Consider the following 25,833-nt stretch of genomic DNA (forward strand, 5'->3'; position numbering starts at 1 on the left):
AACGAGTTATAGGAATTTAAGATGTCTATCGAGAACAAAAACACTGGCGTGAAAAAAGTCGTTTTAGCCTATTCGGGTGGTCTAGATACTTCGGCCATTATTCCTTGGTTAAAAGAAACCTACGACAACTGTGAAATCATCGCTTTTTGCGCTGATGTAGGTCAGGGTGAAGAAGAATTAGTGGGTCTGACTGAAAAGGCATTAGCTTCTGGCGCATCGGAATGTCATATCGTCGATCTGAAAGAAGAATTCGTTAAAGATTACATCTACCCAACCATGGCAACGGGTGCAATCTATGAAGGTACTTACTTGTTAGGTACTTCAATGGCGCGTCCAATCATCGCTAAGGCGCAGGTTGAAGTGGCTCGTAAAGTGGGGGCCGATGCCCTGTGCCACGGTTGTACCGGTAAGGGTAACGACCAAGTGCGTTTTGAAGGTTGCTTTGCGGCATTAGCACCTGATTTAAAAGTGATTGCACCATGGCGTGAATGGACCATGCAGAGCCGTGAAGATCTGCTGGCTTACTTAGCTGAGCGTAATATCAAGACGTCGGCTTCTGCGACTAAGATCTACAGCCGTGATGCTAACGCATTCCACATTTCCCACGAAGGTGGCGAGTTGGAAGATCCATGGAACGAGCCAAGCAAAGGTGTGTGGACGCTGACTGCCGATCCAGAAGATGCCCCAAACCAAGCAGAATATGTGTCACTCGAAGTTGAACATGGCCGTGTGACTAAAGTAAACGGTGAGCTATTAACTCCTTACGCTGCACTGATGAAGCTGAATGCCATCGCTGCACCACATGGCGTGGGTCGTATCGATATCACCGAAAACCGTTTAGTGGGCATGAAGTCTCGTGGTTGCTACGAAACTCCAGGCGGCACTGTGATGTTTGCTGCGCTGCGCGCGATTGAAGAGTTAGTGCTGGATAAAACCAGCCGTACTTGGCGTGAGCAAGTGGGTGCCCAAATGGCACACTTAGTGTACGACGGTCGTTGGTTTACACCTCTGTGTAAGTCGCTGCTGGCGGCATCTGAGTCATTAGCCGAGTCTGTTAACGGTGAAGTTGTGGTTAAACTCTACAAAGGTCACGCGATTGCCGTTAAGAAGCGTTCGCCAAACAGCTTGTATTCTGAAGCGTTTGCCACCTTCGGTGAAGATCAAGTGTATGACCAAAAACACGCTGAAGGCTTTATCCGTCTGTACTCGTTAGCAAGCCGCATTCGCGCGCTCAACGCTAAGTAATAGGCAGACTCAAAGGGCGCCTAGCGCCCTTTTTTATATCTTAAGTTTTAACGTATTCAAAGCAGTGACCGAGGGGATTGAGCATGGCTTTATGGGGTGGAAGATTTCAGGGCGAAACCAGCGCGCTATTTAAATTATTCAACGATTCACTGCCTGTGGATTACCGTTTGTTTGAGCAGGATGTTGTCGGCTCTATCGCTTGGGCCGATGCGATTGCCAGTGTCGGCATTATCACTGCTACTGAATGCAGCGACTTGAAGAAAGCACTGAACGAGCTGCTGGTGGAAGTGAAGGGCGATCCTGCGATTATTCTCGCATCGGGCGCGGAAGATATTCACAGCTTCGTGGAGTCGGCGTTGATCGCTAAAGTCGGCGATCTGGGTAAGAAACTCCATACGGGCCGTAGCCGTAACGACCAAGTCGCTACCGATTTAAAGCTCTGGTGCCAATCCGAAGGTGCGGCATTAGTGGCTCGCCTGCAAACCTTACGCAGCGAACTTATCGCGCTTGCTGAGCGTGAATTCGACGCTGTCATGCCGGGGTATACTCACCTGCAACGTGCTCAACCAGTCACGTTTGGCCACTGGTGCTTAGCCTATGTGGAGATGATTGAGCGCGATCTTAGCCGCTTAACCGATGCCTTAAAGCGCGCCAATACCTGTCCGCTCGGTTCGGGCGCCTTGGCGGGCACAGCCTATCAAATGGATAGACATGTGCTGGCAGCGGCACTGAACTTTGCATCGCCAACCTTAAACAGTTTGGACAGCGTGTCGGACCGCGACCATGTAGTTGAGCTATGTTCTACGGCTTCAATCAGCATGATGCACTTAAGCCGTATGGCCGAAGATTTGATTTTCTTCAACTCGGGTGAAGCGGGTTTTATCTCATTAAGTGATGAAGTGACCTCGGGTTCATCGTTAATGCCACAAAAGAAAAACCCCGATGCGCTGGAGCTTATTCGCGGTAAAACGGGCCGTGTGTACGGCAGTTTAGTGGGTATTCTCACCACGATGAAGGCATTGCCTCTGGCCTACAATAAAGACATGCAGGAAGACAAAGAAGGCTTGTTCGATGTGGTCGACAGCTGGGCAATCTGCTTGGATATGGCGGCATTAGTGTTATCTGGCTTAGTCGTTAACCGCCCGAATGCGCTGTTAGCCGCGCAGCAAGGTTATGCCAACGCGACCGAATTGGCGGATTATCTGGTGTCTAAAGGCATGCCATTCCGCGAAGCGCACCATGTGGTCGGTGTGGCTGTCGTTGCCGCGATCGCTAAGAAGATCCCGTTAGAAGCCTTCTCTCTCGCTGAGTTTAAAACTTTTGCCGATATCATCGAGGCGGATGTGTATCCCAACCTCACTATCGAAGCCTGTTTGGCAAAACGTGATGTCCTCGGTGGTACGGCGCTAACTCAGGTGAAGCAAGCCATCGCTGCGAAGAAAGTTGTTTAAAGCTTTAATCGAGTAATAAAAAACGCGACTCTAGGGTCGCGTTTTTTTATGGTGATTTATTCTATTGGAATAAATCGTCTGTCGGCGCATCGATGAATAGGTTGTTTTCATCTTGGCTTTCACTGATATATTCCTTAGGTTCAGTGCCCGAGATAAAGTATTCAAATGCGCTAGTGTAGTCAGTCTTGCGAGTCAGCTTGCCGGTCGCCAGATCGATCCGCACCGAGACAATCCCTTCTGGCGGAATCGCTGTGGTTTCAGGTACGCCCTTCAGCACGTTATTCATAAACTCGTTCCAGCCTGGGCCTGCGGTCTTAGCGCCCGCCTCGGTACCCGTGATTTGATCCTTCTCACCGTTGGAGTTCCATGCGGTTCTGCCTAACTGACGACCATGGTCATCAAACCCAACCCAGAAGGTGCTGGTCAGTGTCGGACCAAAACCACTGAACCAAGTATCGCGTGATTCGTTGGTTGTGCCCGTTTTACCTGCAATATCATGACGCTTGATTAACTGCGCAGCACGCCAGGCTGTACCTTGCCAGCCTGTGCCTTTACTCCAATCGCCACCACCCCAGATCACGCTCTTCAGCGCTTCGGTGATCAGGAATGCCGTTTGTTCAGAGATAATTTGCGGAGCATAACGGCCTGTTTGCTCGAAGCAATGGGCGACAGGTTCATCGGTTTGAGTGGTTGGCTCACCAAAACTCATTGGATCGCTGCTAGGCTGCACAGAGCTGTTGTTAGGCTTACAGGCCAAAGTCGGATTTGCCTTCTCAATCACATTACCGAAGGAGTCTTCTACTCGTTCTATATAGAAAGGTTCAACCAAGAAGCCACCATTCGCGAACACGTTGAAAGCGGTTGCCACTTGCAACGGGGTGACCGAAGGAGAACCTAAGGCTAACGACTCGTTACGAGGTAAGTCGTTAGGATCAAAGCCAAACTTAGTCAATTCGGCGATAGCCGCATCTAAACCAATATGGCGCATGGCACGAACCGACATTACGTTGATCGATTGCGCTAAGCCCACACGCAGACGCGTCGGACCGCCATAGATATCGGGCGAGTTTTTAGGGCGCCACGCAGTACCTTGGCTAATATCGGGTTTATTAATCGGCGCGTTGTTAATCAGAGTCGCGAGTGTAAAGCCTTTCTCTAATGCCGCAGCATAGATGAAAGGTTTAATATTCGAACCTAATTGACGTTTCGCTTGGGTCACGCGGTTGTATTGGCTTTGGCTGAAGCTGTAGCCACCGACTAAGGTTCGGATAGCACCATTTGTAGGATCGAGTGCTACAGTGGCACTGGCCACTTCTGGCACTTGCGATAATTGTAAGTACTGACCGTTATCGCGGATCCAAATGCGCTCACCGACTTTTAGCATATCCGAAGCCGATTTTGGCACCGAGCCTTGGCGTTTATCGGTGATAAATTTACGCGCCCATTTTAGGCCATCCCACTTAATGACTTTGGTTTCGCCCTTGGCGGTTAACACGCTGGCTTGCTGACCATCGATGTTTAATACCGCAGCAGGTTGCAACTCTTGTACAGGCGTAATTTTTGCGAGCTCGGCTTTGATTTGTGCATCGTCCGGCTTGGTGTCGGTCCAAAGAACCGCTGCAGGACCACGGTAACCGTGGCGCTCATCATAGGCATAGACGTTATTACGTAATGCTTGCTGTGCTAGCAGTTGCTGCTCTGATGAAATCGTGGTGTAGACGTTATAGCCATTCGTGTAGGCCTCTTCTTCACCGTATTTTTGCACCATGTAATCTCGAGCCATTTCAGAGATATAAGGGGCGTAAAGGTCGATTTCAGCGCCATGGTATTTGGCGACGAGCGGCTCTTGCACAGCAGCTTGGTATTCAGCTTTGCTGATGTAACCCACTTCGTTCATTCGCATCAATACCACGTTGCGGCGTGCGAGTGCGCGTGAAGGAGAGGTAATAGGGTTTAGGGTCGACGGTGCTTTAGGGAGGCCCGCGATCATACTCATTTCGGAAAGCGTGAGATCTTGAACGTTTTTACCAAAATACACTTGAGCAGCCGCGCCGACACCATAGGCTCTCTGACCTAAATAAATACGGTTAACGTAGAGTTCTAAAATCTCATCTTTAGTTAACAATTGCTCGATGTGGTAGGAAATAAAAATTTCCTTCACTTTACGAATAATGGTCTTGTCGCGGGTCAGGAAGAAGTTACGCGCCACCTGCATGGTGATAGTACTCGCGCCTTGCTTCTTTTCACCTGTGGTGAGCATGACGATTGCGGCACGCATCACCCCAACAGGATCGATACCGCCGTGCTCATAAAAGCGTGCATCCTCGGTGGCGAGGAAGGCTTGGAGCAGCGGTTTAGGCACTTCTTCGAGTTTCAGCGGAATGCGACGCTTCTCACCGAATTGAGAGATGAGCTTGCCATCGCTACTGTAAATGCGCAAAGGTGTTTGTAATTGCACATTTTTTAGTGTCGATACATCCGGCAGATCCGGCAAAACATAAAAGTATGCTGCAACAATGGCGCCCACGCCCAAAAGGGCTAGACTGAATAGAGCTATAACAATACGTTTTAACCACTTCACCTAAATTGATCCTAATGTTCAGTTAAGTGCGACAGTATATAAGGCGCGCACGTTTGGGTGAAGCAAAAACGTGACGTCCCTAAAATAGCGTTTGTAAAATCTTGAAACATTCTATACAAATACGTATAACGGGTTGATTTTGTGCTAATCTCTTTTACTACTGAATACAAATAATAAAGTGACAACGGACTATGCTTTCAAATTTATGGAAGCGTCAGGCTCCGCAAATGGTCGGGATTGATATTGGTTCCCATGAAGTAAAGGCTATTCTGCTGAGTAAGACTGCTGATGGATATAAAATACTAAGTCATGCAGCGGTTCCCGTAAAAAAGGGGGCTATTAACGATCATGATATTCGTGATGCCGATGCCGTTGTTGAATGTCTCAAACAGATTAAGCGTATTTTGCCAAAGTCGGTTAAATATGCAGCGGTTGCGGTCTCAGGTTCTGCGGTGATGACTAAGGTTATCTACATGGATGCCTCGCTGAGCGAGGAGGAAATGGAAGCGCAAATTGAGATTGAAGCCGATAACCTGATCCCATACTCCCTCGATGAAGTTAGCATTGATTTTGAAACCTTAAATGTCAACAGCACCGATCCTTCTAAGGTTGATGTGCTGCTTAGCGCGTGCCGCACTGACAATATTGATGCCAGAGTCGATGCGCTCGATGAAGTCGAGCTCGAAACCAAAGTTGTTGATGTGGAAGGTTATGCTCTGGGCAGAGCCGTTGAGTTGGTGCTAGGACAGTTACCCGAAGGCGCTCGACAGAAGGCGGTGGCCATGGTCGATATTGGCGCCAACATGACGACCTTCAGTGTGGTGGAGTCGGGCGAAACGACCTTTATTCGTGAGCAAGCCTTTGGCGGTGAGTTATTTACTCAGTCGATTCTGTCTTTTTATGGCATGTCCTACGAACAAGCAGAGAAGGCCAAAATTGAAGGTGATTTGCCACGTAATTATATGTTCGAAGTGTTATCTCCCTTCCAAACGCAATTACTGCAACAAATTAAACGAACGCTGCAAATTTATTGTACGTCGAGTGGCAAAGATAAAGTCGATTATCTCGTATTATGCGGTGGAACATCTAAACTGGAAGGCATGGCTAACTTATTAACGAATGAGTTAGGCGTCCACACGATTATTGCCGATCCTTTCCAAGGGTGTCTGCATGCGGATGAATCCGTTAAAAATATACTGCAACCTAGCATTAGCAAATATATGGTTGCTTGTGGCTTAGCGCTGAGGAGCTACGGTCAATGGCGAACATAAACCTGCTTCCTTGGCGTGAAGAAGCAAGAGAAAAGCAGAAGCGCGATTATATTGGAATATTAGCGGCGGTATTTTTAGGCTCAGCAGTTTTAGTCTATGTAGCCCTGTCTTTACTCGACATGATGACCGATGAACAGCGCGGACGGAATGCTTATTTACAGTCCGAAATTCAACAACTCGATGCGCAAATCGCCGAGATTAAAAAGATCACCGAGCGTAAGAAAGATATTGAGCGTCGTACCGAGATCATTTTGAACCTTCAGCAATCCCGTAATTTGCCGACACACGTATTAGATGAGCTGGTGCGTATCGTGCCGCCCGGAATATATCTATCTAGTCTAGAGAAAAAAGGCAGTTTATTACTGATTGAAGGCCGCAGTGAATCTAACAACAACGTGGCCAACATGATGCGTAAGGTGAAGGCATCTGAATGGTTAACCGATCCCAATATGCAATCTATCGTGTCTCAAGATGATGAGCTAAGACAATTACAACGCTTTAGCTTAAGAGTGAGCATTAAAGGTGCTATGGCTGATGAGCCTATTAAAACGACAAAAGGAGCGAGTAAATGAAGCTCGATCTAAGTCAGTTTAATGATATCGATTTTGAGAACATCGGCGGTTGGCCAAATCAAGTCAAAGTATTTTTCGCTGTGCTATTGGCGCTTTGCGTTTTCGCTGCGGGTTATTTTCTCGTGGTTTCGGATGCTATCGATGTGTATAACGCGGAGCAAACAAAGGAAGAGCAGCTGAGAGAAGATTTTAAAACCAAATATCAGCTTGCCGCTAACCTTAAATTGTACCGTGAACAGTTAGCAGTGATGGAGGAGCAATTTGCCGAGCTACTCAAAATGCTGCCCTCTGAAAATGAAATGCCAGGGTTGCTCGATGACTTAACCTTTGTGGCCACTGACGCCGGATTACGGATTAATAGCTTAAATTGGGAACCTGAAATTCAGCGGGATTTCTATATTGAGTTCCCGATAAAAATGTCGGTCACAGGTGATTATCACCAAATCGGCAATATGGTTAGCGGCGTGGCTAAACTGCCCCGTATCGTCAGCTTGCACGATTTTACGATTAAGCGTGACGAGAGCGGTAATCTGGCCATGGATATTCTGGCCAAAACCTATCGCTTTAAAGAGGGGGCAGAATTACCACCCGAAAAGCCTGCCAAAAACAAGGGGAAGAAATAATGAAACTCTTACCTCTGTTAGCATTAAGTCTTTTTTTAATGGGTTGTGTTGGCGATCGTAGTGATTTAGAGCTATTTGTTACTACTACCAAGGCACAGCATGTGGCGCATATTCCACCCTTAAAAGAGCCACCTAAGTTTGAGCATTTTGCGTATCAAGCCGAATTAATGCGTAGCCCCTTTGTCCCACCTTCTCGTGAGTTAACAGAAGAGGTGGTTGATACCAGCAAAAACTGCTTACAGCCGGATTTAAAACGTCGGAAAGGTCGTTTAGAAACCTATGCTTTAGACAATCTAAAAATGCGCGGCACCTTAAGCGAAAGCAATTCGATTTGGGCGCTTATTGAAACCAATGATGGCAGTGTATATCGGATGGGCGTAGGTGAGTATCTTGGATTGTTTAATGGACATATAGCGAAAGTGACTTCTCAAAATGTAGAAGTTGTAGAATTAATTCCGGATGGTTCTGGTTGTTGGTCTGAACGTACAAACAACATCGAACTTTCTGGAAAATAACAAGCGAAGGATGAGGGAATAATGAAATCTTCTGCCGCGATAAAAATCCCGTTATCGTTTTTATCTTCAGGCTTAGCTAAGTCTGTTATTGGGATCGCATTAGTATTTGGATTTTTGCCATCGAGTTTTGCGGCAAATAGGTTGATGGATGTCAAATACCATGCTCTTGTCGATCATCAATTAGAAGTCGAGTTAGTATTTGAGGAGGCAATTAGCGCACCCACAATTGACTCTAATGCTTCTCCTGCTCAGTTGGTATTAACCTTCGATGACAGTATTTCTGGCCTGTCTAAGGATCGTCTGCCGATTAACCAAGTCGGTGTGAAGGACATAGTGACGGCGCAGCAAGATACCCATTTAATGGTGACATTGGGCTTATCTAAGGTTAAACCATATCAAGGTAGTGTCGTTGGTAATTCTTATCGTTTAACCATTAACGATGAAGTTGCAGGCTCACAAGCTGGTAATAATCCGTTCGTTAATAGCGTTAAAAATATCGATTTTCGTCGCAATGCAAATGGCGGTGGTGATTTATTAGTCTATTTAAATAATCGCTCGGTTGCCGCGAACGTTGAACAAATTGGTGCCAAGCTTGAGGTTCAGCTTTACAACACAGATATTAACAGCGACTTGTTATATGTGATGGATGTGCAGGATTTCTCCACACCGGTAAAGCATTTTGAAACCTTTAAGGACGATTTAACGACTCGGATTTTAGTCGATGTCTCGGGTAACTATGAGTTCAATTACAAACAGGAAGATAATCTCTTTAGGCTCTCAATTAACAAAGTAGAGCGCGCTGCGGCGACCAAAGAGGTCAAGAAATATAACGGTAAAACGCTTTCGTTAAATTTCCAGAATATTTCAGTCCGTACTGTGTTGCAGATTATTGCCGACTATAACAACTTCAACTTAGTTACCAGTGACACGGTTGAGGGAGATATCACCTTAAGACTCGATGACGTGCCTTGGGACCAAGCATTGGACCTGATCCTGCAAACTAAAGGACTCGATAAGCGTATCGAAGGTAATATTCTGATGGTGGCGCCAAGTGAAGAACTGGCGATTCGCGAAAGCCAAAACCTCAAGAATAAGCAGGAAGTAAAAGAGCTTGCGCCACTCTACTCTGAGTATTTGCAAATCAATTATGCCAAGGCGACTGATATTGCCGAGTTACTCAAAGGGGCGGATTCTAGTTTATTGTCACCACGTGGCTCAGTGGCCGTCGATGAGCGTACCAACACAGTGTTAGTGAAAGATACCGCTGAAATCATCGAGAATATCCATCGTTTGGTTGAAGTGCTCGATATTCCTATCCGCCAAGTGTTGATTGAATCTCGCATGGTCACGGTAAAAGACGACGTGTCTGAAGATTTAGGTATCCGTTGGGGCGTGACTGATCAGCAGGGTAGCAAAGGGACGTCAGGAACCCTTGAAGGCGCAGGCAGCATTGCCAATGGTACTGTGCCAACGCTGGATAACCGTTTGAACGTGAATTTACCTGCGGCGGTAACAAACCCTACCAGCATTGCTTTCCATGTGGCAAAGCTTGCCGATGGCACCATCTTAGATTTAGAGCTGAGTGCGCTTGAGCAGGAAAACAAAGGTGAGATTATCGCGAGCCCTCGCATTACCACCTCTAACCAAAAAGCGGCGTATATCGAGCAGGGTGTGGAAATCCCTTATGTACAATCCACTTCCAGTGGCGCGACGTCGGTGACCTTTAAGAAGGCGGTATTGTCATTAAGAGTGACACCACAAATTACCCCTGATAACCGCGTGATTCTGGATCTTGAAATCACTCAAGACTCTCAGGGTAAAACGGTGGATACTCCCACAGGTCCGGCAGTCGCTATCGATACTCAACGTATTGGAACGCAAGTGTTAGTGGATAATGGAGAAACCATTGTACTCGGTGGTATTTATCAGCAGAATTTAATCAGCCGCGTGAGCAAGGTGCCTATCTTGGGTGACATTCCTTTAGTTGGCTTCTTATTCCGTAACACTACTGACAAGAATGAGCGCCAAGAGCTGTTGATTTTCGTGACGCCTAAAATTGTGAACGAGAAGCTCTAATCGTTTGTTACGAGTCGAATAAAGCCAGCATACATTGCTGGCTTTATTGTGTCTGAAATACAATTCTTATCATAAATAGCGTGCATCACTTGCCAGACTAGACATGAAACTGAGATAATCCTCGGTCAAGTCTCATTAGAGCAAGGTAACATACAGTAGGTCGGCTTGTTCATGAGTCGACATAGGCATACTTTTCATTAAGATTCAGACGTACAAGAAATGGCTGAAAAACGTAATATTTTTCTGGTAGGCCCAATGGGCGCAGGTAAAAGCACAATTGGTCGCCATCTGGCGCAAATGCTGCATTTAGAATTCCACGATTCAGATCAAGAGATTGAGCAACGCACAGGCGCCGATATTGCTTGGGTGTTTGACGTTGAAGGCGAAGAAGGTTTCCGCCGTCGCGAAGCTCAGGTTATTGCTGATCTGTCTGAAAAACAAGGTATTGTCCTTGCCACTGGCGGTGGTTCAGTTCAGAGCAAAGATATCCGTAATCATTTATCTGCTCGCGGTATCGTGGTGTATCTCGAAACCACTATCGACAAACAGGTTGCGCGCACTCAAAGAGACAAGCGTCGCCCATTACTGCAAGTAGATGATCCGCGAGAAGTATTAGAAAACCTCGCAGAAATCCGTAACCCTCTGTACGAAGAAATTGCTGATGTGATCGTTAAGACCGACGATCAAAGTGCAAAGGTTGTTGCGAATCAAATCATTGAGCAATTAGGTTTCTAGGCAGAATGACAAAACAAATTCAGGTTGATTTAGGTGAACGTAGTTATCCCATTTATATTGGCCAGAGTTTGATGAGTGATGGCGAGACCTTGTCTCGCTACCTGCTGAAAAAACGTATCCTTATCGTCACCAATGAAACTGTCGCGCCCTTGTATCTTAAGCCGATCCAAGACACGATGGCTTCGTTTGGTGAGGTAACCAGCGTCATCCTTCCCGATGGCGAACAATTCAAAGATTTAACGCATTTAGATTCCATTTTTACGGCTTTGCTGCAACGCAATTATGGCCGTGATTCAGTGCTGGTGGCTCTCGGTGGTGGAGTTATTGGTGACATGACGGGTTTTGCCGCTGCCTGTTACCAACGTGGTGTCGATTTTATTCAAATTCCAACCACGTTATTATCGCAAGTAGATTCCTCTGTTGGCGGAAAAACCGCCGTTAATCATCCGCTTGGCAAAAATATGATCGGGGCTTTTTATCAGCCACAGATGGTCATTATCGATACTGAATGCTTACAGACCTTGCCCGCGCGTGAATTCGCAGCGGGGATGGCAGAAGTCATTAAGTATGGCATCATGTGGGATGCTGAGTTTTTTCAATGGCTTGAGAACAATGTTCAAGCATTGAAAAGCCTAGATACTCAAGCTTTGGTCTATGCGATTTCTCGCTGCTGTGAGATTAAAGCCGATGTCGTGAGCCAAGATGAGACCGAGCAGGGCGTCCGCGCGCTATTAAACCTTGGACATACCTTCGGCCATGCGATTGAAGCCGAGATGGGCTATGGTAACTGGCTGCATGGTGAGGCGGTTGCGGCTGGCACAGTCCTTGCTGCACAAACGGCTAAGTCCATGGGATTGATTGATGAGTCAATTGTTCGTCGTATTGTGCAATTGTTCCACGCTTTCGATCTGCCAATAACAGCGCCGGAATCGATGGATTTCGACAGTTTTATTAAACATATGCGTCGCGATAAGAAAGTCTTAGGTGGTCAGATCCGGCTGGTACTCCCGACGGCCATTGGTCGAGCTGATGTCTTTAGCCAAGTTCCGGAATCTACCCTAGAACAGGTTATCTGCTGCGCATAAACCTTGTGTGGTGGATGAGTGACGTTTCAGGGGCAAGTCTTGCTTCCTTCACAGGAAGCCCTCGTAGAAAGATTGCATCATGTGGCCAGTTATAGCGACCAGCTACTGGTGCTTGTGGGCGCGCACGGCTCGGGTAAGACGACTCTGCTCACGGCGTTAGCCACAGATTTTGATGAGTCGAATGCTGCGTTAGTCATTTGTCCTATGCATGCCGACAATGCTGAAATTCGTCGCAAGATTTTAGTGCAATTGGTGTCATCTCCGATTTTTGATGACGAAATCTCCCTCGCTGAAACCATACTGCGTGTCGCGCCGAAACAAAGTAAGCCGCTGCACATCATTATCGATGATGCTCATTTGCTCTCTAAAGAATTGTGGGCCGAGTGCATCATACTCAATCAAGTGCAATGCGCGGGTCAGCGTATCGCCGTGACGTTAGCTGTACCGCCTGCATTTCTAGCCGACTTACTCCCTCAGCTGCCAGAGTCGTTAAGACGACAAATTCTGCCAGTCAGCATTGATCCCTTAAGCCTGCCGGAGCGCGAGGCGCTGTATCAAACCTTGCTGCGATATAGTGACCAAAATCCGTTTACGCCAAGGGACATAGTGCGCGCTCAGCTTGAGAAGCAAACGGGCACTCCTCAGGAGGTGGTGTCCTTGCTGGAGCTGGCTCTACATGGTCAGGGTGAGAAAAAATCAGTATGGACACAATACAAAGTCGCGCTAATTGGGCTCGCCAGTGTGCTGATTTCCATAGTAATTTGGCTTGGTCTGGCTAAACCCTTTTCCAGTGAGCCAATTCCTGAGATCGTGACTTATCCTGCTGTGGATTCCGCAGAGTTTCTTGCCCATGGCAAACAGATACTAGTGCCGTATTTTAAGCAGCGAGCCGAGTCGTTAGCGCAGGCATTATTAGCGGAAGCGGTGGAGCAAGCTGACCCATTGGCTAAGTTCCATGGGGAAGAGCCTCAAGTGGAAGGAGAGACAGACATAGCGCCACCAGTCGATGAAGCGACAAGTAAGGGCGACAGCACCGTCACCGAGGTTGATGAGGCAGAGCCTGCGCCAGCTCCTACAGAGCACGCGAAAGATGACTCCGCTACTCAGGTGGTGAATGCAACTCCTGAGCCTGCATCGCCAGTATCTGCGCGGCCGAAAACGGGCTATGCGATCCAAATTGCGACAGTCTCCCAGCGTGAAACTGTACAGTCGCTCCTTAAGAAACTGCATAATGTGCCAGAGGTGCGAGTCGCCAAATACAAACAGTTTTGGGTGGTGTTAGTAGGGCAGTTTAACGACAGTCAATCGGCACAGCAGGCGGCTGCAGAATTGGTCAAAGAGTATCATCTTAGCCAACCTCTGATAAAAAAATGGGCAGAACTCGGCGGTTATCAACTACAAGAAACGCGCTCAAGCGGTGAAATTTCAGAATAAACAGAGTACAATCATGGCCTTTATTTTTGTCGGCATTCATCAAGTTAAATGATCAAAAAACATAGAGCCTTCCTGAAATGGGCCGGCGGAAAATTTAAATTGGTGGATGAGCTCGCGAACTACTTACCGACAGGTGAGCGTTTAGTTGAGCCCTTTGTCGGCGCAGGTTCAGTCTTTTTAAATACTGACTACCCCAGCTATTTACTCTGCGACATCAATCAAGATCTGATTAATCTCTACAACATAGTGAAAGAAAGGCCTGCCGAATACATTGAGGCGGCCAAGAAGCTATTCGTCGATGAGATGAATCAAAAGGATGCCTACTACCGCGTGCGTACAGACTTTAATAAATCCCGCGATCCTTTTTTACGCTCGGTTTATTTTTTGTACTTGAATCGCCATGGTTTTAATGGCCTATGCCGTTATAACCGCAAAGGGGGCTTTAATGTGCCCTTTGGCTCATACAAGAAACCGTATTTCCCTGAGAAGGAAATCCTAGCCTTTTCAAAGAAAGCTCAGCGCGCCGAGTTTAAGTGCATCGGCTATGAAAAAGCCTTCGAGCAAATCCGTGCAGGCGATGTGATCTATTGCGATCCGCCCTATGCGCCACTCTCGACCACTGCGAGTTTTACCACCTATGTCGGTGCGGGTTTTAGCCTAGATGATCAGGCGCTGTTGGCACGTTATTCGCGACATATGGCCTTAGAGCAACGCATTCCTGTCGTGATTAGTAACCATGATATTCCACTGACACGAGAGTTGTATCGCGGTGCCCACCTTGCCAAGATCCAAGTGCAGCGCAACATTAGCCAAAATGGCAGTGGTCGCAACAAAGTTGACGAGCTGATTGCGTTGTACGACGAGAATTATGATCCGCAGGATGATTGATACTAAGTTGTCGTATCGAGTGGCTTAGCCAACGACTTGGCTAACAAGTAGAATCAGGCTGGCGACCAAGGCAATCGCTAACACTATCCCCATCAAGATATAGGGTAATGGTGAGTTGGTCTGGAAGTCTTTTTGACGATTTCTATCTGACTGCACCCCAAAGAAGGCGGCTATTGTACTGTGAAAGACTTGCCAGATCCGGCTTAGCATCAATAGGACTGTTGTGAATTAGCGGGCTTTAGGTCATCGATAGGTTTGTCTTGATGACCATGGAGTAATTCAAGCAAGTCGACAAAATGGAACTGGCTAGAGCGATTTTTGCCAGTGAGCCAAGTCTTCCAGCTTAAGGTTTGCGCCTGTTCGGCACAGCGGTTATTTGGATGGCTGCTAGGTAAGCTGTTGTTGTAACGAGTATCGCTACTACAAGCACAGGCGGAGGTATCGTTACTTGCGGTGAGTTTTTCCACGCCAAAGGCTAAGGAGGCGACGACCACTGCGGTAAATGCCAACATCATCGATGACTTAAAGGTCACCGAGCCTAAAATGTGTGAAAACTGTGTTAACCGCCCCTTCATGATACTTCCTTTACAACCACTAAATGATCCACGATAGCGACCCGAGTATAACAAACTCGCTTAGTTTATGAACAATAATTTATCAATCTTCACTAAAATCTTTCTAACGCTTCAGCATCTCCTTGAGTTTACCGTACGTTATGAGTGCGCCAATTGCGCCTCTATTGGGTTTCAATCGCGATAAATGTGGCATTTGCTATAGAGGCATGACCTAGCTAAGGGTAAAATAAGGCACTTTTTGTTCAATAGCAGCGAGTGTCCTATGCGCCCATTTTTAATTGCTCCATCGATTTTATCCGCCGATTTCGCCCGTTTAGGGGATGACGTTAAAGCCGTGTTAGATGCAGGGGCTGACGTAGTGCATTTTGATGTGATGGATAACCACTATGTGCCCAACTTAACCATTGGCCCTATGGTGTGCAAAGCGTTACGTGACTATGGCATCACGGCCGATATCGATGTGCATTTAATGGTTAAGCCTGTTGATCGTATCGTGCCTGATTTTGCCAAGGCGGGTGCGTCTATTATTACTTTCCATCCCGAGGCCTCTGAGCATATCGACCGCACCCTGCAACTGATTAAAGAATCGGGTTGTAAAGCGGGTTTAGTGTTTAATCCAGCAACACCGCTGCACTATCTCGACCATGTAATGGATAAGTTGGACGTGATTTTGCTGATGTCGGTCAACCCAGGTTTTGGTGGGCAATCCTTTATTCCTTCGACCTTAGATAAATTACGCCAAGTGCGTGAGCGTATCGATGCCAGCGGTTTCGATATTCGCTTAGAGGTCGATGGTGGCGTTAAAGTGGATAACATTGCCGAAATCGCCGCCGCAGGCGCCGATATGTTTGTCGCAGGTTCTGCCATTTTCGGTAAGCCAGACTATAAAGCCGTCGTCGACGAGATGCGCGCCGAGCTAGCGAAAGTTGAGGTCAAATAATGCGGGAACAGATTAAAGCGATTGCCTTTGATCTCGACGGCACACTGATTGACAGTGTGCCCGATCTTGCGGTCGCGACCCAGGCGGCACTCGCCGAATTAGGTTTAGCAAGGTGTACCGAAGCACAGGTAAGAACTTGGGTAGGCAATGGCGCTGAAATGCTGATGCGCCGCGCCATGAGCCACGCTGTAGGTACAGACGTTGAGCAAACGGCATTGGATGCGGCTATGCCCATCTTTATGCATCACTATCAAGAAAACCTTGAGAAGCACAGTGCACTCTATGCCGATGTGCACCAAGTGCTGCAAATCCTGTTTGATGCGGGATTTAAGCTGGCTGTGGTGACCAATAAACCTTATCGCTTTACCTTGCCCTTGCTTGAAGCCTTTAAGATTAATGACTTCTTTAGCTTAGTGCTTGGTGGTGATTCGCTGGCGAAGATGAAGCCAGACCCATTACCGCTCGAGCATCTATTGGCCGAATGGCAACTCGATAAAAGTGAGTTGTTGATGGTGGGCGATTCTAAAAATGACATTTTAGCGGCGAAAGCGGCGGGTGTTGCATCAATCGGCTTGACCTATGGCTACAACTACGGTGAAGATATTGGGCTCACTGGCCCTGACGCTGTATGTGAGCAGTTTGTCGAGATCCTGCGCTGGCTAAATCTCGCTCAGCCAGTTTAATCGAATCTTTTTTATCTTTATTTGGAGCAATGACGTAATGACCAAACCCATAGTACTCAGCGGTGCACAGCCGTCCGGCGAATTAACCATAGGTAACTACATGGGTGCATTGCGTCAATGGGTTGCCATGCAAGATAGCCACGACTGCCTATATTGCGTGGTGGACTTGCATGCCATTACCGTGCGCCAAGACCCTCAAGCATTGCGTGAAGCTTGTTTAGATACGCTCGCACTGTATTTGGCCTGTGGTGTCGATCCAAAGAAAAGTACAGTGTTTATCCAATCCCAAGTGCCACAGCATACCCAACTGGGTTGGGCGTTAAATTGCTATACCCAAATGGGTGAATTGAGCCGTATGACGCAGTTTAAGGATAAGTCACAAAAGCACGCCAACAATATTAACGTCGGTCTGTTTGGTTATCCTGTACTGATGGCGGCGGATATTCTGCTGTATCAAGCAAATGAAATCCCCGTTGGTCAAGATCAGAAACAACATCTTGAGTTAACACGTGATATCGCGACTCGCTTTAACAACGCTTACGGCGAGACGTTTACCATTCCTGAGCCTTTTATTCCTGAGCATGGCGCTAAGGTGATGTCGCTGCAGGAACCGTTGAAGAAAATGTCTAAGTCGGACGACAACCGTAACAACGTGATTGGCCTGCTTGAAGATCCAAAAGCGGTCATGAAAAAGTTGAAAAAAGCCATGACCGACAGTGATGAGCCGCCAGTCGTGCGTTTCGATATGGAAAACAAGCCAGGCGTATCTAACCTGCTGAGTTTAATGTCGGGTATCACGGGTCAAAGTATTGCCAGCCTCGAAGCCGAGTTTGAAGGCAAGATGTATGGTCACTTAAAAGGTGCCGCGGGTGAGGCGGTAGTGGGCATGTTAGAGCCGCTGCAAGAGCGTTACCGTGCGCTGCGTGCTGACCGTGCTTACCTCGACCAAGTGATGAAAGCTGGCGCTGAAAATGCCCAGGCTCGCGCCGAAGTAACGCTTAAAAAGGTGTACGAGAAGATTGGTTTGTTAGTGTAATTTGCCCTAAAGAGCGCATTACACAACACGTTATTAAGCCGACCTATTCTTAGGTCGGCTTTTTTGTATCTGTTATTCATTGGGGTGGTTGATACAAGTGTTTAGGCCTGCGATTTTAGCCAAGAGGAAAAGGCGGCAATCGCGGGTTCAGCCAGACGGCGCTGCTTACAGATAAAACTAAACTCAAAGCCCGTATGAACATCGGGCAGATTAACCGCAACCAGTCTGCCAGTGCTGATATCACCTGCCACCATAAAATCGGGGGCGAGGGCGAGGCCTTGGCCCGCAATCGCCGCCTCAATCGCCATTACGATATGGCTAAAAATATGTTGTTGCTCGTTATTCAGCGGGATCTGGTGAGCTGATGACCATTTGTGCCAATCGAGTCCCAGCGGCCCCTCGTCCACAATCAGTAGCGCCTGTTGCTGGAAATTGCTTAAGTTAATATCACGCCACTTGGGGTAAAAACTCGGGCTACATACTGGGATGAGCCGCTCCTTATGTAGTAACTGTTGCCAATAGCCCCGCTGATTGAGTTTGCCCGCGATAAAGATATCGGCCGTGCTGGTGCTGAGATCGGGGTCTTGAGTGATCATCTCGAGGCGAATTTTAACGCTGGGATACTGGCGTCTAAAATCCGCTAATCTCGGGATCAACCATTTCACCGCAAAAGAGCTGTACACCGCCAAACAGAGTTGTTGGTTTGGGGTGTCGCGGATCTTGAGATTAAGATCGCTTAACTCATTAAAAATCCTTTCTAACTCAATAAATAAGCTTTGGCCTTTAGGCGTGAGTTGCAATTTTCGTCCCTGACGGTCGAAAAGCTGCTCGCCAAAATATTCCTCTAATACACGCACTTGGTGTGAAACTGCGCTTTGGGTAATGCAAAGTTCGGCGGCAGCCTTGGAAAAATGCTGTTGCCTTGCGGCAGTCTCGAAGACTTGTAGCGCGCGTAATGGAGGAAGCTTTCTCATGATTTTCAATGCCTAAAAAATTTAGTATGAATTTAATTCATCTAGCATGAGAAAGCATCATTTCAGCTTAAGTTTTGTGGGGATTATCATGCCAGCATCGAGATTTGCGGATGGTAAAAAATGCAGCGCCCTGTAGTTATCGGTTTGATTTTATTGATAGTGGGTAATCTATTTAGTGCTTTTTACGATGTATCGATCAAATGGCTGCCAGAAGATGCAAATGCGGCCACTTTTCTACTCGTGAGACAAATCACTTCAGTATTGATGTTAATCCCCATTTGGTTGTACTCACAGCGACCCAAGACGGAACATATTTCGGTCCACCTTTGGCGTGCCAACATAGGCTCGGTTGGTGCGCTTTTTTTAATTATTGGCCTAATGGCTTTGCCGCTCGCGACGGTCAGCTCCCTGTTTTACTCGGCGCCGCTGATGATTATTCTGATGGGCTATTGGTTTTTAAAGGAGCGGATCACCACAGGGCAAGTGGTATGCACATTACTTGGGTTTGTCGGGATCTTAATTATTCTCAGACCGAGTGAGATGAACTGGTTTGGATTGGCAGTGTTATTCTCGGCGTTTACCTTTGCCGTCAACCAGTTGACCCTGAAAAAAGTCCCAAATACTGAACATCCAGTATTAACCTTGATGTTGTATAACCTGCTGGGTATTCCTGCGACTTTAATCATCGCGGCCTTTCAAGGAGTTGCGGGGCTGAGCTGGGGATTGTTAGCTGTAGCACTGCTCAGTAATGCCTTCTTGCTGATTTATCACTGGTTCTGCGTGCTGGCCTATCGTCGCGCGCAAGCGAGCGATATTGCGATTGCCGAATATACTGGCCTGTTATTTATCGTCTTTTTGGGCTGGCTGTTATTCGATGAATGGTTAGATAGCCTAAGTTGGTTGGGCGCCGCATTGATTGTGTTGCCGTCACTGTTTTTACCTTGGATTGGCATGTGGGTGGCCAAGTCACCCAAGGTGATGAATGACATCCAAGTAAAAGCGTTAGGACTAGAAGCGGTAGAAGGCGAGCCTAAACCCTAAGGGCTTAGGCTCAATCGGTTATTCGATGTATTCGAATACTTTAACGACTTTACGCACGCCCGCGGTGTTGCGCGCGATATCGACGGCCATGTCGGCCTGAGAGCGGTGAATGAGTCCGAGCAGGAAGACTTCACCGTTTTCTGTGATGACCTTAATACGGGTGACATCCAACTCTTTCTCGTTGAGCATGCGTCCCTTCACTTTCGTTGTCACCCAAGTGTCATTGCTACGGGTGGTGAAAGAGGTTGGGTTACCGATGCGGATCTGATTGTGGATTTTACCGCCAAGCTTAAGATCTTGTACGACCTTAATCGCCTTATCCCTCAACATAGAGTTGGGAGCTTGGCCAATCATCAGCACATTACCGTTAACCGAAACACCCGTGATATTCGTTTGTTTCTTCAGATCTTCATGCTCCAGCAGGGCACTGGTGATCTTAAAATCGGTATTGGTATCGTCGAGCTGAGTCTTCACCGAACGCTCATCGTTGGCCATCATGGCGCCACTAACTGCGCCCACCATAACGGCACCGGCGCAACCTTGCAGCAGCATGCAAACCATTAACAGTGGGGCAGCATATCTCATTGCTGTTCGTCCTGCGGGAAGAGCGTGCGGTCGATATTGTCACAGAGGCAGTGGATAACCAGTAAGTGCACTTCTTGAATACGTGCCGTCACGTTTGAAGGTACACGGATTTCCACGTCGCCTACGCTCAGTAATCCCGCCATCGCGCCACCGTCTTTACCGGTTAAGGCAACGATAGTCATATCGCGGCTCAGGGCGGCTTCCATAGCTTTAATCACGTTGCCTGAATTACCGCTGGTGGAAATCGCTAACAGAATGTCACCCGGTTGACCTAAGGCTAAGATTTGTTTTGAGAAAATCTCATCATAGCTGTAGTCGTTGGCAATCGCAGTGATGGTTGACGTGTCAGTTGACAGCGCAATCGCGGGCAATGGTGGACGTTCAATTTCGTAGCGGTTTAATAGCTCGGCCGAGAAGTGCTGAGCATCACCGGCACTGCCACCGTTACCGCAGGCAAGAATTTTATTGCCGCCCAAAAGACATTGCACCATCATCTCGGCCGCTTTGGCGATGGATTCTGGCAGTGCTTCGGCTGCATCGATTTTGGTCTGGATAGATTCAGTAAAGCTGTCTTTAATGCGTTCTAACATGGATACATCCTTTCAGGATAAAGTGTGGCTATGATGCCATATTTCCACGGTGGAGTTGAGGCATAAGCGTTAAAAATTATTCGATTAGCTGAGTCGAAGGCCTCGTTTAAAAGGCATCTACTAGCCAGTGGATTTGCGCGTCTTCGATGGCGACAACGTCGAATCGGCACGGCACATCCAGTTTATGCGTCTGTAAATAGTGGCTGGCCGCCATGCGGATCCTGCCGATTTGTGCTTTGCTAAGTGCTTGTATTGCGCCGCCAAATTGATTTGCTGAGCGATATTTTACTTCAACAAATACCCAGTGGTGTTTATGGCGCATGACGAGGTCTATTTCACCAAAGGGATAGCGGACATTGCGCTCGACAAAGGTTAACCCTTGCTGTTCGAGGTAACCTTGAGCGAGCGACTCTGCCTGCTGTCCGAGTGTCATAGTTGACGGAAACTGCCTCTCTGATAGCGTCCCCAGCTTAATTGGCGGTTAATCACGCCGTCAGGATTGACGGATAATACGCCGCTACGTCCATTGAACTGGTAACCCGTGAATGAGCGCATCTGCGCCAGTTTGCTGATCAAATCCATGGCATCATAGCCCATCACGAACAGGCGTTTCTGGCCGTTATTCCAACCCGACCACAGAGTGTTAACCATCAGGTTTTCTTCACTGTTTTGCATCAGCCAAGGTGCATCGCTCATGGTCAGGTTATTTAAATCCTGCGCCGTTTGGCTCGATTCGTTGTCGATGCGGCTGCGGCTTGAGGTGTACAACGGCACTGGCTGAGTAAATACGCTGAAGTTCACATCGATAAAGGCCTTGAGCAAGGTTAAATCCTGCGGCGTCGAGATCATATAGATCGCATCGATATCTTGGCGCGAACGAAAATCGGCCTGTACCGAATTACCGAGCAGCTCCTTGATCCGCGCGATACGCGCTTGGCTATCACGGACACCGAGTGCATCCTGCACTGTGGTTTTCATCTTATCGCCACCATCGTAGTAATAGACTTCGATAGGGGTATCGCTTTTCTTTTTCCAGGCTTGGATAAAGCTTTCTGCCATGCGTTTGCCTGTGGCATCGTTGCTGGCAAGCAGTAATGGCATAGTCACGCCATCTTGATACATACGCGTTGCGGCATCGGCAGCTTCTTGGGCTGGTGACAGAGCAAAGTAGAACTTATTGATATCGGGCACAAACTTATCGGTTTGATTTAAAAATAGCTGCGGGATCGGTGCAGTCGGTACCGTGGGCGCGGCAGGTGCAGAGCCCGATGGCATGCTGATCGCAGGGCTGGTGTTGCTGTTCAGTGCCAGCAATTGATCGATTTCATTTGGCAGCAAGGGGCCAATAATAAACTCGGCGCCCGCGTTCACCGCTTGCTGATAGGCCGCTACGGCATCATTGGCGGTATCGTAAAAATTAACCGCAACCTGCTCATTAGGTTTGGCTAAATAGCTGGCCAAAATCCCTTGGCGAATCGCGTTGGCGGCACCCGCGCGCTGGCCTGTAAGCGGAAGCAGAACGGCGATATTCTTCGGCATAAAAGGCTTGGCATTGAGCGCCCGATCCAAATCGGTCGGTAATTTCGCCGCCGCTGGATGATAAGGATTCTGCTTTTGCCAGTCGCCTAAGTAACGAACCAGTTGATTGGGGTCGACCGCATAATGTTTGGCGATATAGGCGAGTTGCAACCAACCGGCAAATACTGGGTTGTTGGCATCGCGGATAAAGGTTTGCAGGGTTTGCTCATGCATTGGCTGCAACACTTGCCAGATTTGGTTATTGACTTCACTCGCCTCGGCGGGCGGTAAATAGGTGGTCAATAAACTCAGCTCGCGCACTTGCTCGATAGGTTGCTTATTCAACTGGAACAAATGCGCTCTAAATTGATGATACGCGGCCATTTGCCAGCCGGGTAAAACCCAAGTGCTTGGATAGCTCAGGGTCTTGAGTGCCTCGACATAGGTCGATGTATGCTCTAATACCCGCGCCGTCAGGTATTTATGCTCGGCCACCAGAGTGGGAGTCTGAGTCAGGCTAGGCTGCATCGACTTCAGCAGTTTCTGCGCCGCCGCATAGTCATTGGCATTGATATAGGCATGCGCCGCCAGCAGCAGGTTAGTATCGCGCTGCTGCGGATCTTTGCTATTCGCGGCCTGTGCTAAATACACATTGGGCGCCAATGGTGCAGAGGCTAAAGAGGTGGCCACTGTGGGGGCTGTACCGGTTGAGCTGGGCGCTTGGCTGCCGCAACCCGCCAACACTGCGGATAAAATGGCCACGGAAACGAACTTAGTTGTATTCAGGCTTTTTAACACTGGGCTTCACTCTGGTAAGATGCTGCCTCTAGTTTAACCTTCTCTTGCGCTTGACGAAAGTCTTGGCACTGTCATTACCGAGGTATATATGGACCAAAGCGTCGCACTCTACATTGTTCCCACTCCCATTGGTAACTTGGGGGACATGAGCCCACGTGCTATCGAAGTGCTCACTCAGGTCGCATTGATTGCCTGTGAAGATACGCGCCACAGCGGCAAGTTATTGAGTCATTTTGGTATTTCTACCAAAACTATCGCATTGCATGACCATAACGAGCGTGCCCGCGCCCAGTGGATTGTCGAGCAGTTAGCCGCAGGGCAATCGATAGCGCTGATTTCCGATGCGGGCACGCCACTCATTTCAGACCCCGGCTATCACTTAGTCTCCCATGTGCGCCAGTCGGGTTTTCGAGTGATCCCATTGCCCGGCCCTTGCGCGGCGATTGCCGCATTAAGCGCGTCGGGTTTACCGTCGGATCGCTTCTCCTTTGAGGGCTTCTTACCTTCTAAAGAGAAGGCGCGCGCCGATAAGTTACTCGAACTTAAGGAAGACCCTCGCACGCTGATTTTTTATGAATCACCGCACCGCATCGAGCATAGTCTGACTACCATGGTTGAAGTGTTAGGAGGCGAGAGGCAAGTGGTGATGGCGCGAGAAGTCACTAAAACCTTCGAGACCTTCCTCTCTGGCCCTGTGGCCGAGGTGTTGACCACGGTCAGCAGCGATCCTAACCAGCAAAAAGGCGAGATAGTGCTGATGGTACATGGTCATCGCGCCGCGGAGGATGATGACGCCATTCCGACTGTCGCCATCAACACCTTGAAATTACTCTGTGAAGAATTGCCCCTCAAAAAGGCTGCTGCCATTGCCGCGCAAATTCACGGTCTTAAAAAGAATGCCCTGTACAAGTTTGGTTTAGAGTCTGATTTATAAGCACTGGTGCACACGGGCGGGATTAACAGTGGTACACGCAGGTTGCTTAGGCTATAATCCGCGCCGAGTTGGCCAGACAGTCGCTGCGCTCGCAAGAGCGGGGAGGAAAGTCCGGGCTTCAAAGAGCGGGGTGCCAGGTAACGCCTGGGCGGTGCGAACCGACGACAAGTGCAACAGAGAGGAGACCGCCATCATAGCTTAGGCTAAGGTGGTAAGGGTGAAAGGGTGCGGTAAGAGCGCACCGTGCGGCTAGCAATAGTCCGTAGCAAGGTAAACTCCACCCGAAGCAAGACCAAATAGGGTTCCGTATGGCGTGGCTCGCGTTGGAACCGGGTAGGTCGCTTGAGCCTGCGAGCGATTGCAGGCCTAGATGAATGACTGTCCAAGACAGGACCCGGCTTATCGGCCAACTCATCAAATTCAGTAAAAAGCCCGTTTATCTATTAGGTAAACGGGCTTTTTATTTGGGTTCAATGCTAGGTTATGTCGCCTAGCAACGTCCCATATTTGAGTGCTGGCGGCGTAATTGTGTTCTTTGCTTTGCCAGCTTTTCCATTGCGGAGAGTATGATATGACTCTTGCTCAGAACCTCTGCATCCTGTTCGCTCTGTTGTGTTGCCTGTTGGGCGATAAGCTCTGTCAGTGAGACGATGAGCTGTTCAGCCTGAGTAAGACTCTGGTGTTGTAGCTCTTTCACATAGAGCAGCAAAAAACGTTGCAATAACACGTCGAGCAGCAAAGGCAAGGTGATATTGAAGTTGCCTTCCTCAGATTTTGGGGGCAATTCTCCCATCGCCGCAATCAAGTGGCATACTGTTTGGCAGCCAGTCGCGCCGATAAAGAGTCGCATCGCATCTCGATTCGACGCAATATACTGTTCCAGTTGATGGGCAAATTCTGCCTTATCCCATTGATAGGCAATAGAGTGGATAACGCTCATGTTGTTGGCTCATCACCTTTCTATCCGTTGTTAACGAAAGAGCATGGATTGCTGCTTTATGATCTCGAGTTGCTGAGATACATGCTCGAGATAGACTCTGCTCAAAATAGCAATGCCTCTATAAAATTCGCTGTCGGCATGTTGCTCCGCTAATTCGAGGCAGCGCTCCGCCCAAGGCAGTAGATGCTGTTGCAATAGTAGCGTGCAGGTTCCGAGGATATTTTTGTCTTCTGGCGAGGCCGCAAGTTGGTTAAATAAATATTCTAATGTCAGTAAAATCAAACCAATATGATCTATCGGCTCGTTTCTCTCTAATGTGAATTCGATATTATGTGCCTTATAGAAGGCCATCAGTTTTTGGGTCGAATCACCATTTAATGACTGCTCTTCCCCGGTATAAACAGACCCCCAAGGCGCCGCTTTAGGGTCGCTTGGACCAAAAAACAACTGTCCGTAATCTACCTTTAACTCGGTAAGTTGCGTTTCTGTGCTTTGCCAGTGGCTTAAATAATTGCCTAGATAGGTTCGCCCCTGTTTTTCATATTCAGAATCCACAAGCTGCGGCCAGCTGATGTGGAGTTCATCCTGCTTAAAACTGTCGATTAAGGGAGCTTCTGGGTAGGTATATAAAATATTATGCAGAACCTTAGCGATAGCTCCCCATGTCAGGTAATCATCCGCTTTTATCTTTGACATAACTCTTCTCTTATCTCGACGGAACCAATGAGGGGCGCCATGCCCCT

The 25,833-nt window shown here is 48.1% G+C and carries 26 protein-coding genes and 1 other RNA gene; 17 read left to right on the top strand and 10 right to left on the bottom strand.

The features are described from left to right. The first annotated feature begins 21 nt into the window (after positions 1 to 21). Positions 22 to 1,245, top strand: a complete 1,224-nt coding sequence (locus CF168_RS01305; RefSeq protein WP_086904085.1) for an argininosuccinate synthase — start codon at positions 22 to 24, stop codon at positions 1,243 to 1,245. A gap of 83 nt (positions 1,246 to 1,328) precedes the next feature. Then, entirely contained in the window at positions 1,329 to 2,696 is a 1,368-nt protein-coding gene (gene argH / locus CF168_RS01310) for an argininosuccinate lyase (RefSeq protein WP_086904086.1), read from the top strand. A 61-nt stretch (positions 2,697 to 2,757) separates the two neighbouring features. Here argH and CF168_RS01315 read toward each other — a convergent pair whose 3' ends face one another. After that, the gene (locus tag CF168_RS01315; RefSeq protein WP_089066706.1) at positions 2,758 to 5,277 is read right to left on the bottom strand and encodes a penicillin-binding protein 1A; all 2,520 of its coding nucleotides are present in this window, start codon (positions 5,275 to 5,277) and stop codon (positions 2,758 to 2,760) included. Positions 5,278 to 5,468: 191 nt separating this feature from the next. Between CF168_RS01315 and CF168_RS01320 the strand changes: the two genes are divergently transcribed. The 9 genes from CF168_RS01320 to CF168_RS01360 all read left to right on the top strand — a co-directional run bounded on the left by CF168_RS01320 (position 5,469) and on the right by CF168_RS01360 (position 14,476). Next, positions 5,469 to 6,548, top strand: coding sequence for a pilus assembly protein PilM (locus tag CF168_RS01320; RefSeq protein ID WP_086904088.1), 1,080 nt, complete (start codon positions 5,469 to 5,471; stop codon positions 6,546 to 6,548). Then, positions 6,536 to 7,120 carry a PilN domain-containing protein gene (locus CF168_RS01325; protein ID WP_089066707.1) on the top strand — a complete coding sequence of 195 codons (585 nt, stop codon included), beginning with the start codon at positions 6,536 to 6,538 and terminating at the stop codon, positions 7,118 to 7,120. Before CF168_RS01320 ends, CF168_RS01325 begins: the two co-directional genes overlap by 13 nt. Beyond that, positions 7,117 to 7,743 carry a type 4a pilus biogenesis protein PilO gene (locus CF168_RS01330; protein WP_089066708.1) on the top strand — a complete coding sequence of 209 codons (627 nt, stop codon included), beginning with the start codon at positions 7,117 to 7,119 and terminating at the stop codon, positions 7,741 to 7,743. The genes CF168_RS01325 and CF168_RS01330 overlap by 4 nt, the downstream gene beginning before the upstream one ends. Then, positions 7,743 to 8,258, top strand: a complete 516-nt coding sequence (locus CF168_RS01335; RefSeq protein ID WP_089066709.1) for a pilus assembly protein PilP — start codon at positions 7,743 to 7,745, stop codon at positions 8,256 to 8,258. The genes CF168_RS01330 and CF168_RS01335 overlap by 1 nt, the downstream gene beginning before the upstream one ends. Before the next feature lie 21 nt (positions 8,259 to 8,279). After that, positions 8,280 to 10,334, top strand: coding sequence for a type IV pilus secretin PilQ (locus CF168_RS01340; protein WP_089066710.1), 2,055 nt, complete (start codon positions 8,280 to 8,282; stop codon positions 10,332 to 10,334). Between the two features lie 219 nt (positions 10,335 to 10,553). Further along, positions 10,554 to 11,069: a shikimate kinase AroK gene (gene aroK / locus CF168_RS01345; protein WP_011718623.1), complete on the top strand. Its 516-nt coding sequence runs from the start codon at positions 10,554 to 10,556 to the stop codon at positions 11,067 to 11,069. Between the two features lie 5 nt (positions 11,070 to 11,074). After that, on the top strand, positions 11,075 to 12,154 hold the full coding sequence (gene aroB, locus CF168_RS01350) for a 3-dehydroquinate synthase (protein WP_089066711.1): 1,080 nt from the start codon (positions 11,075 to 11,077) through the stop codon (positions 12,152 to 12,154). Between the two features lie 18 nt (positions 12,155 to 12,172). Continuing rightward, positions 12,173 to 13,588: an AAA family ATPase gene (locus tag CF168_RS01355; RefSeq protein ID WP_089066712.1), complete on the top strand. Its 1,416-nt coding sequence runs from the start codon at positions 12,173 to 12,175 to the stop codon at positions 13,586 to 13,588. A 48-nt stretch (positions 13,589 to 13,636) separates the two neighbouring features. Beyond that, entirely contained in the window at positions 13,637 to 14,476 is an 840-nt protein-coding gene (locus CF168_RS01360; RefSeq protein ID WP_089066713.1) for a Dam family site-specific DNA-(adenine-N6)-methyltransferase, read from the top strand. 24 nt (positions 14,477 to 14,500) lie between these two features. Here CF168_RS01360 and CF168_RS01365 read toward each other — a convergent pair whose 3' ends face one another. Together CF168_RS01365 and CF168_RS01370 are read right to left on the bottom strand one after the other, a co-directional pair. Continuing rightward, positions 14,501 to 14,686, bottom strand: a complete 186-nt coding sequence (locus CF168_RS01365; protein WP_011624416.1) for a DUF2970 domain-containing protein — start codon at positions 14,684 to 14,686, stop codon at positions 14,501 to 14,503. Next, the gene (locus CF168_RS01370; protein ID WP_011624415.1) at positions 14,686 to 15,051 is read right to left on the bottom strand and encodes a hypothetical protein; all 366 of its coding nucleotides are present in this window, start codon (positions 15,049 to 15,051) and stop codon (positions 14,686 to 14,688) included. Before CF168_RS01370 ends, CF168_RS01365 begins: the two co-directional genes overlap by 1 nt. 262 nt (positions 15,052 to 15,313) lie before the next feature. On the opposite strand from CF168_RS01370, the gene rpe reads away from it, so the two are divergent. The 3 genes from rpe to trpS are packed head-to-tail and all read left to right on the top strand — an operon-like array spanning position 15,314 to position 17,710. Beyond that, positions 15,314 to 15,991: a ribulose-phosphate 3-epimerase gene (gene rpe, locus CF168_RS01375; protein ID WP_011624821.1), complete on the top strand. Its 678-nt coding sequence runs from the start codon at positions 15,314 to 15,316 to the stop codon at positions 15,989 to 15,991. Beyond that, positions 15,991 to 16,674, top strand: a complete 684-nt coding sequence (locus CF168_RS01380; protein WP_089066714.1) for a phosphoglycolate phosphatase — start codon at positions 15,991 to 15,993, stop codon at positions 16,672 to 16,674. The genes rpe and CF168_RS01380 overlap by 1 nt, the downstream gene beginning before the upstream one ends. A gap of 37 nt (positions 16,675 to 16,711) precedes the next feature. Then, the gene (gene trpS / locus CF168_RS01385; protein ID WP_089066715.1) at positions 16,712 to 17,710 is read left to right on the top strand and encodes a tryptophan--tRNA ligase; all 999 of its coding nucleotides are present in this window, start codon (positions 16,712 to 16,714) and stop codon (positions 17,708 to 17,710) included. Between the two features lie 101 nt (positions 17,711 to 17,811). On the opposite strand, the gene CF168_RS01390 is transcribed toward trpS, so the two are convergent. Further along, the gene (locus tag CF168_RS01390) at positions 17,812 to 18,684 is read right to left on the bottom strand and encodes a LysR substrate-binding domain-containing protein (RefSeq protein ID WP_089066716.1); all 873 of its coding nucleotides are present in this window, start codon (positions 18,682 to 18,684) and stop codon (positions 17,812 to 17,814) included. 120 nt (positions 18,685 to 18,804) lie between these two features. On the opposite strand from CF168_RS01390, the gene CF168_RS01395 reads away from it, so the two are divergent. Next, positions 18,805 to 19,725 (top strand): DMT family transporter, encoded by a 921-nt coding sequence (locus CF168_RS01395; protein WP_089066717.1) that lies wholly within the window; start codon positions 18,805 to 18,807, stop codon positions 19,723 to 19,725. Positions 19,726 to 19,743: 18 nt separating this feature from the next. On the opposite strand, the gene dolP is transcribed toward CF168_RS01395, so the two are convergent. The 4 genes from dolP to CF168_RS01415 form a co-directional block, all read right to left on the bottom strand. After that, complete coding sequence (dolP, locus tag CF168_RS01400) at positions 19,744 to 20,310, bottom strand: division/outer membrane stress-associated lipid-binding lipoprotein (protein WP_011624409.1); 567 nt, start codon at positions 20,308 to 20,310, stop codon at positions 19,744 to 19,746. Then, entirely contained in the window at positions 20,307 to 20,900 is a 594-nt protein-coding gene (locus CF168_RS01405; RefSeq protein WP_011070670.1) for a phosphoheptose isomerase, read from the bottom strand. The genes dolP and CF168_RS01405 overlap by 4 nt, the downstream gene beginning before the upstream one ends. A gap of 106 nt (positions 20,901 to 21,006) precedes the next feature. Continuing rightward, on the bottom strand, positions 21,007 to 21,333 hold the full coding sequence (locus CF168_RS01410; RefSeq protein WP_023266395.1) for a YraN family protein: 327 nt from the start codon (positions 21,331 to 21,333) through the stop codon (positions 21,007 to 21,009). Beyond that, the gene (locus CF168_RS01415) at positions 21,330 to 23,216 is read right to left on the bottom strand and encodes a penicillin-binding protein activator (RefSeq protein ID WP_089066718.1); all 1,887 of its coding nucleotides are present in this window, start codon (positions 23,214 to 23,216) and stop codon (positions 21,330 to 21,332) included. The genes CF168_RS01410 and CF168_RS01415 overlap by 4 nt, the downstream gene beginning before the upstream one ends. A gap of 88 nt (positions 23,217 to 23,304) precedes the next feature. Between CF168_RS01415 and rsmI the strand changes: the two genes are divergently transcribed. After that, complete coding sequence (rsmI, locus tag CF168_RS01420) at positions 23,305 to 24,150, top strand: 16S rRNA (cytidine(1402)-2'-O)-methyltransferase (protein ID WP_089066719.1); 846 nt, start codon at positions 23,305 to 23,307, stop codon at positions 24,148 to 24,150. Between the two features lie 64 nt (positions 24,151 to 24,214). Further along, an RNA gene (rnpB, locus tag CF168_RS01425) (RNase P RNA component class A) lies at positions 24,215 to 24,568 on the top strand. Positions 24,569 to 24,640: 72 nt separating this feature from the next. On the opposite strand, the gene CF168_RS01430 is transcribed toward rnpB, so the two are convergent. After that, positions 24,641 to 25,090 carry a hypothetical protein gene (locus CF168_RS01430; protein ID WP_089066720.1) on the bottom strand — a complete coding sequence of 150 codons (450 nt, stop codon included), beginning with the start codon at positions 25,088 to 25,090 and terminating at the stop codon, positions 24,641 to 24,643. Positions 25,091 to 25,120: 30 nt separating this feature from the next. After that, on the bottom strand, positions 25,121 to 25,786 hold the full coding sequence (locus CF168_RS01435; protein WP_089066721.1) for a TorD/DmsD family molecular chaperone: 666 nt from the start codon (positions 25,784 to 25,786) through the stop codon (positions 25,121 to 25,123). Positions 25,787 to 25,833: the final 47 nt, after the last annotated feature.

Source organism: Shewanella bicestrii, from assembly GCF_002216875.1.
Lineage (GTDB): Bacteria > Pseudomonadota > Gammaproteobacteria > Enterobacterales > Shewanellaceae > Shewanella > Shewanella seohaensis.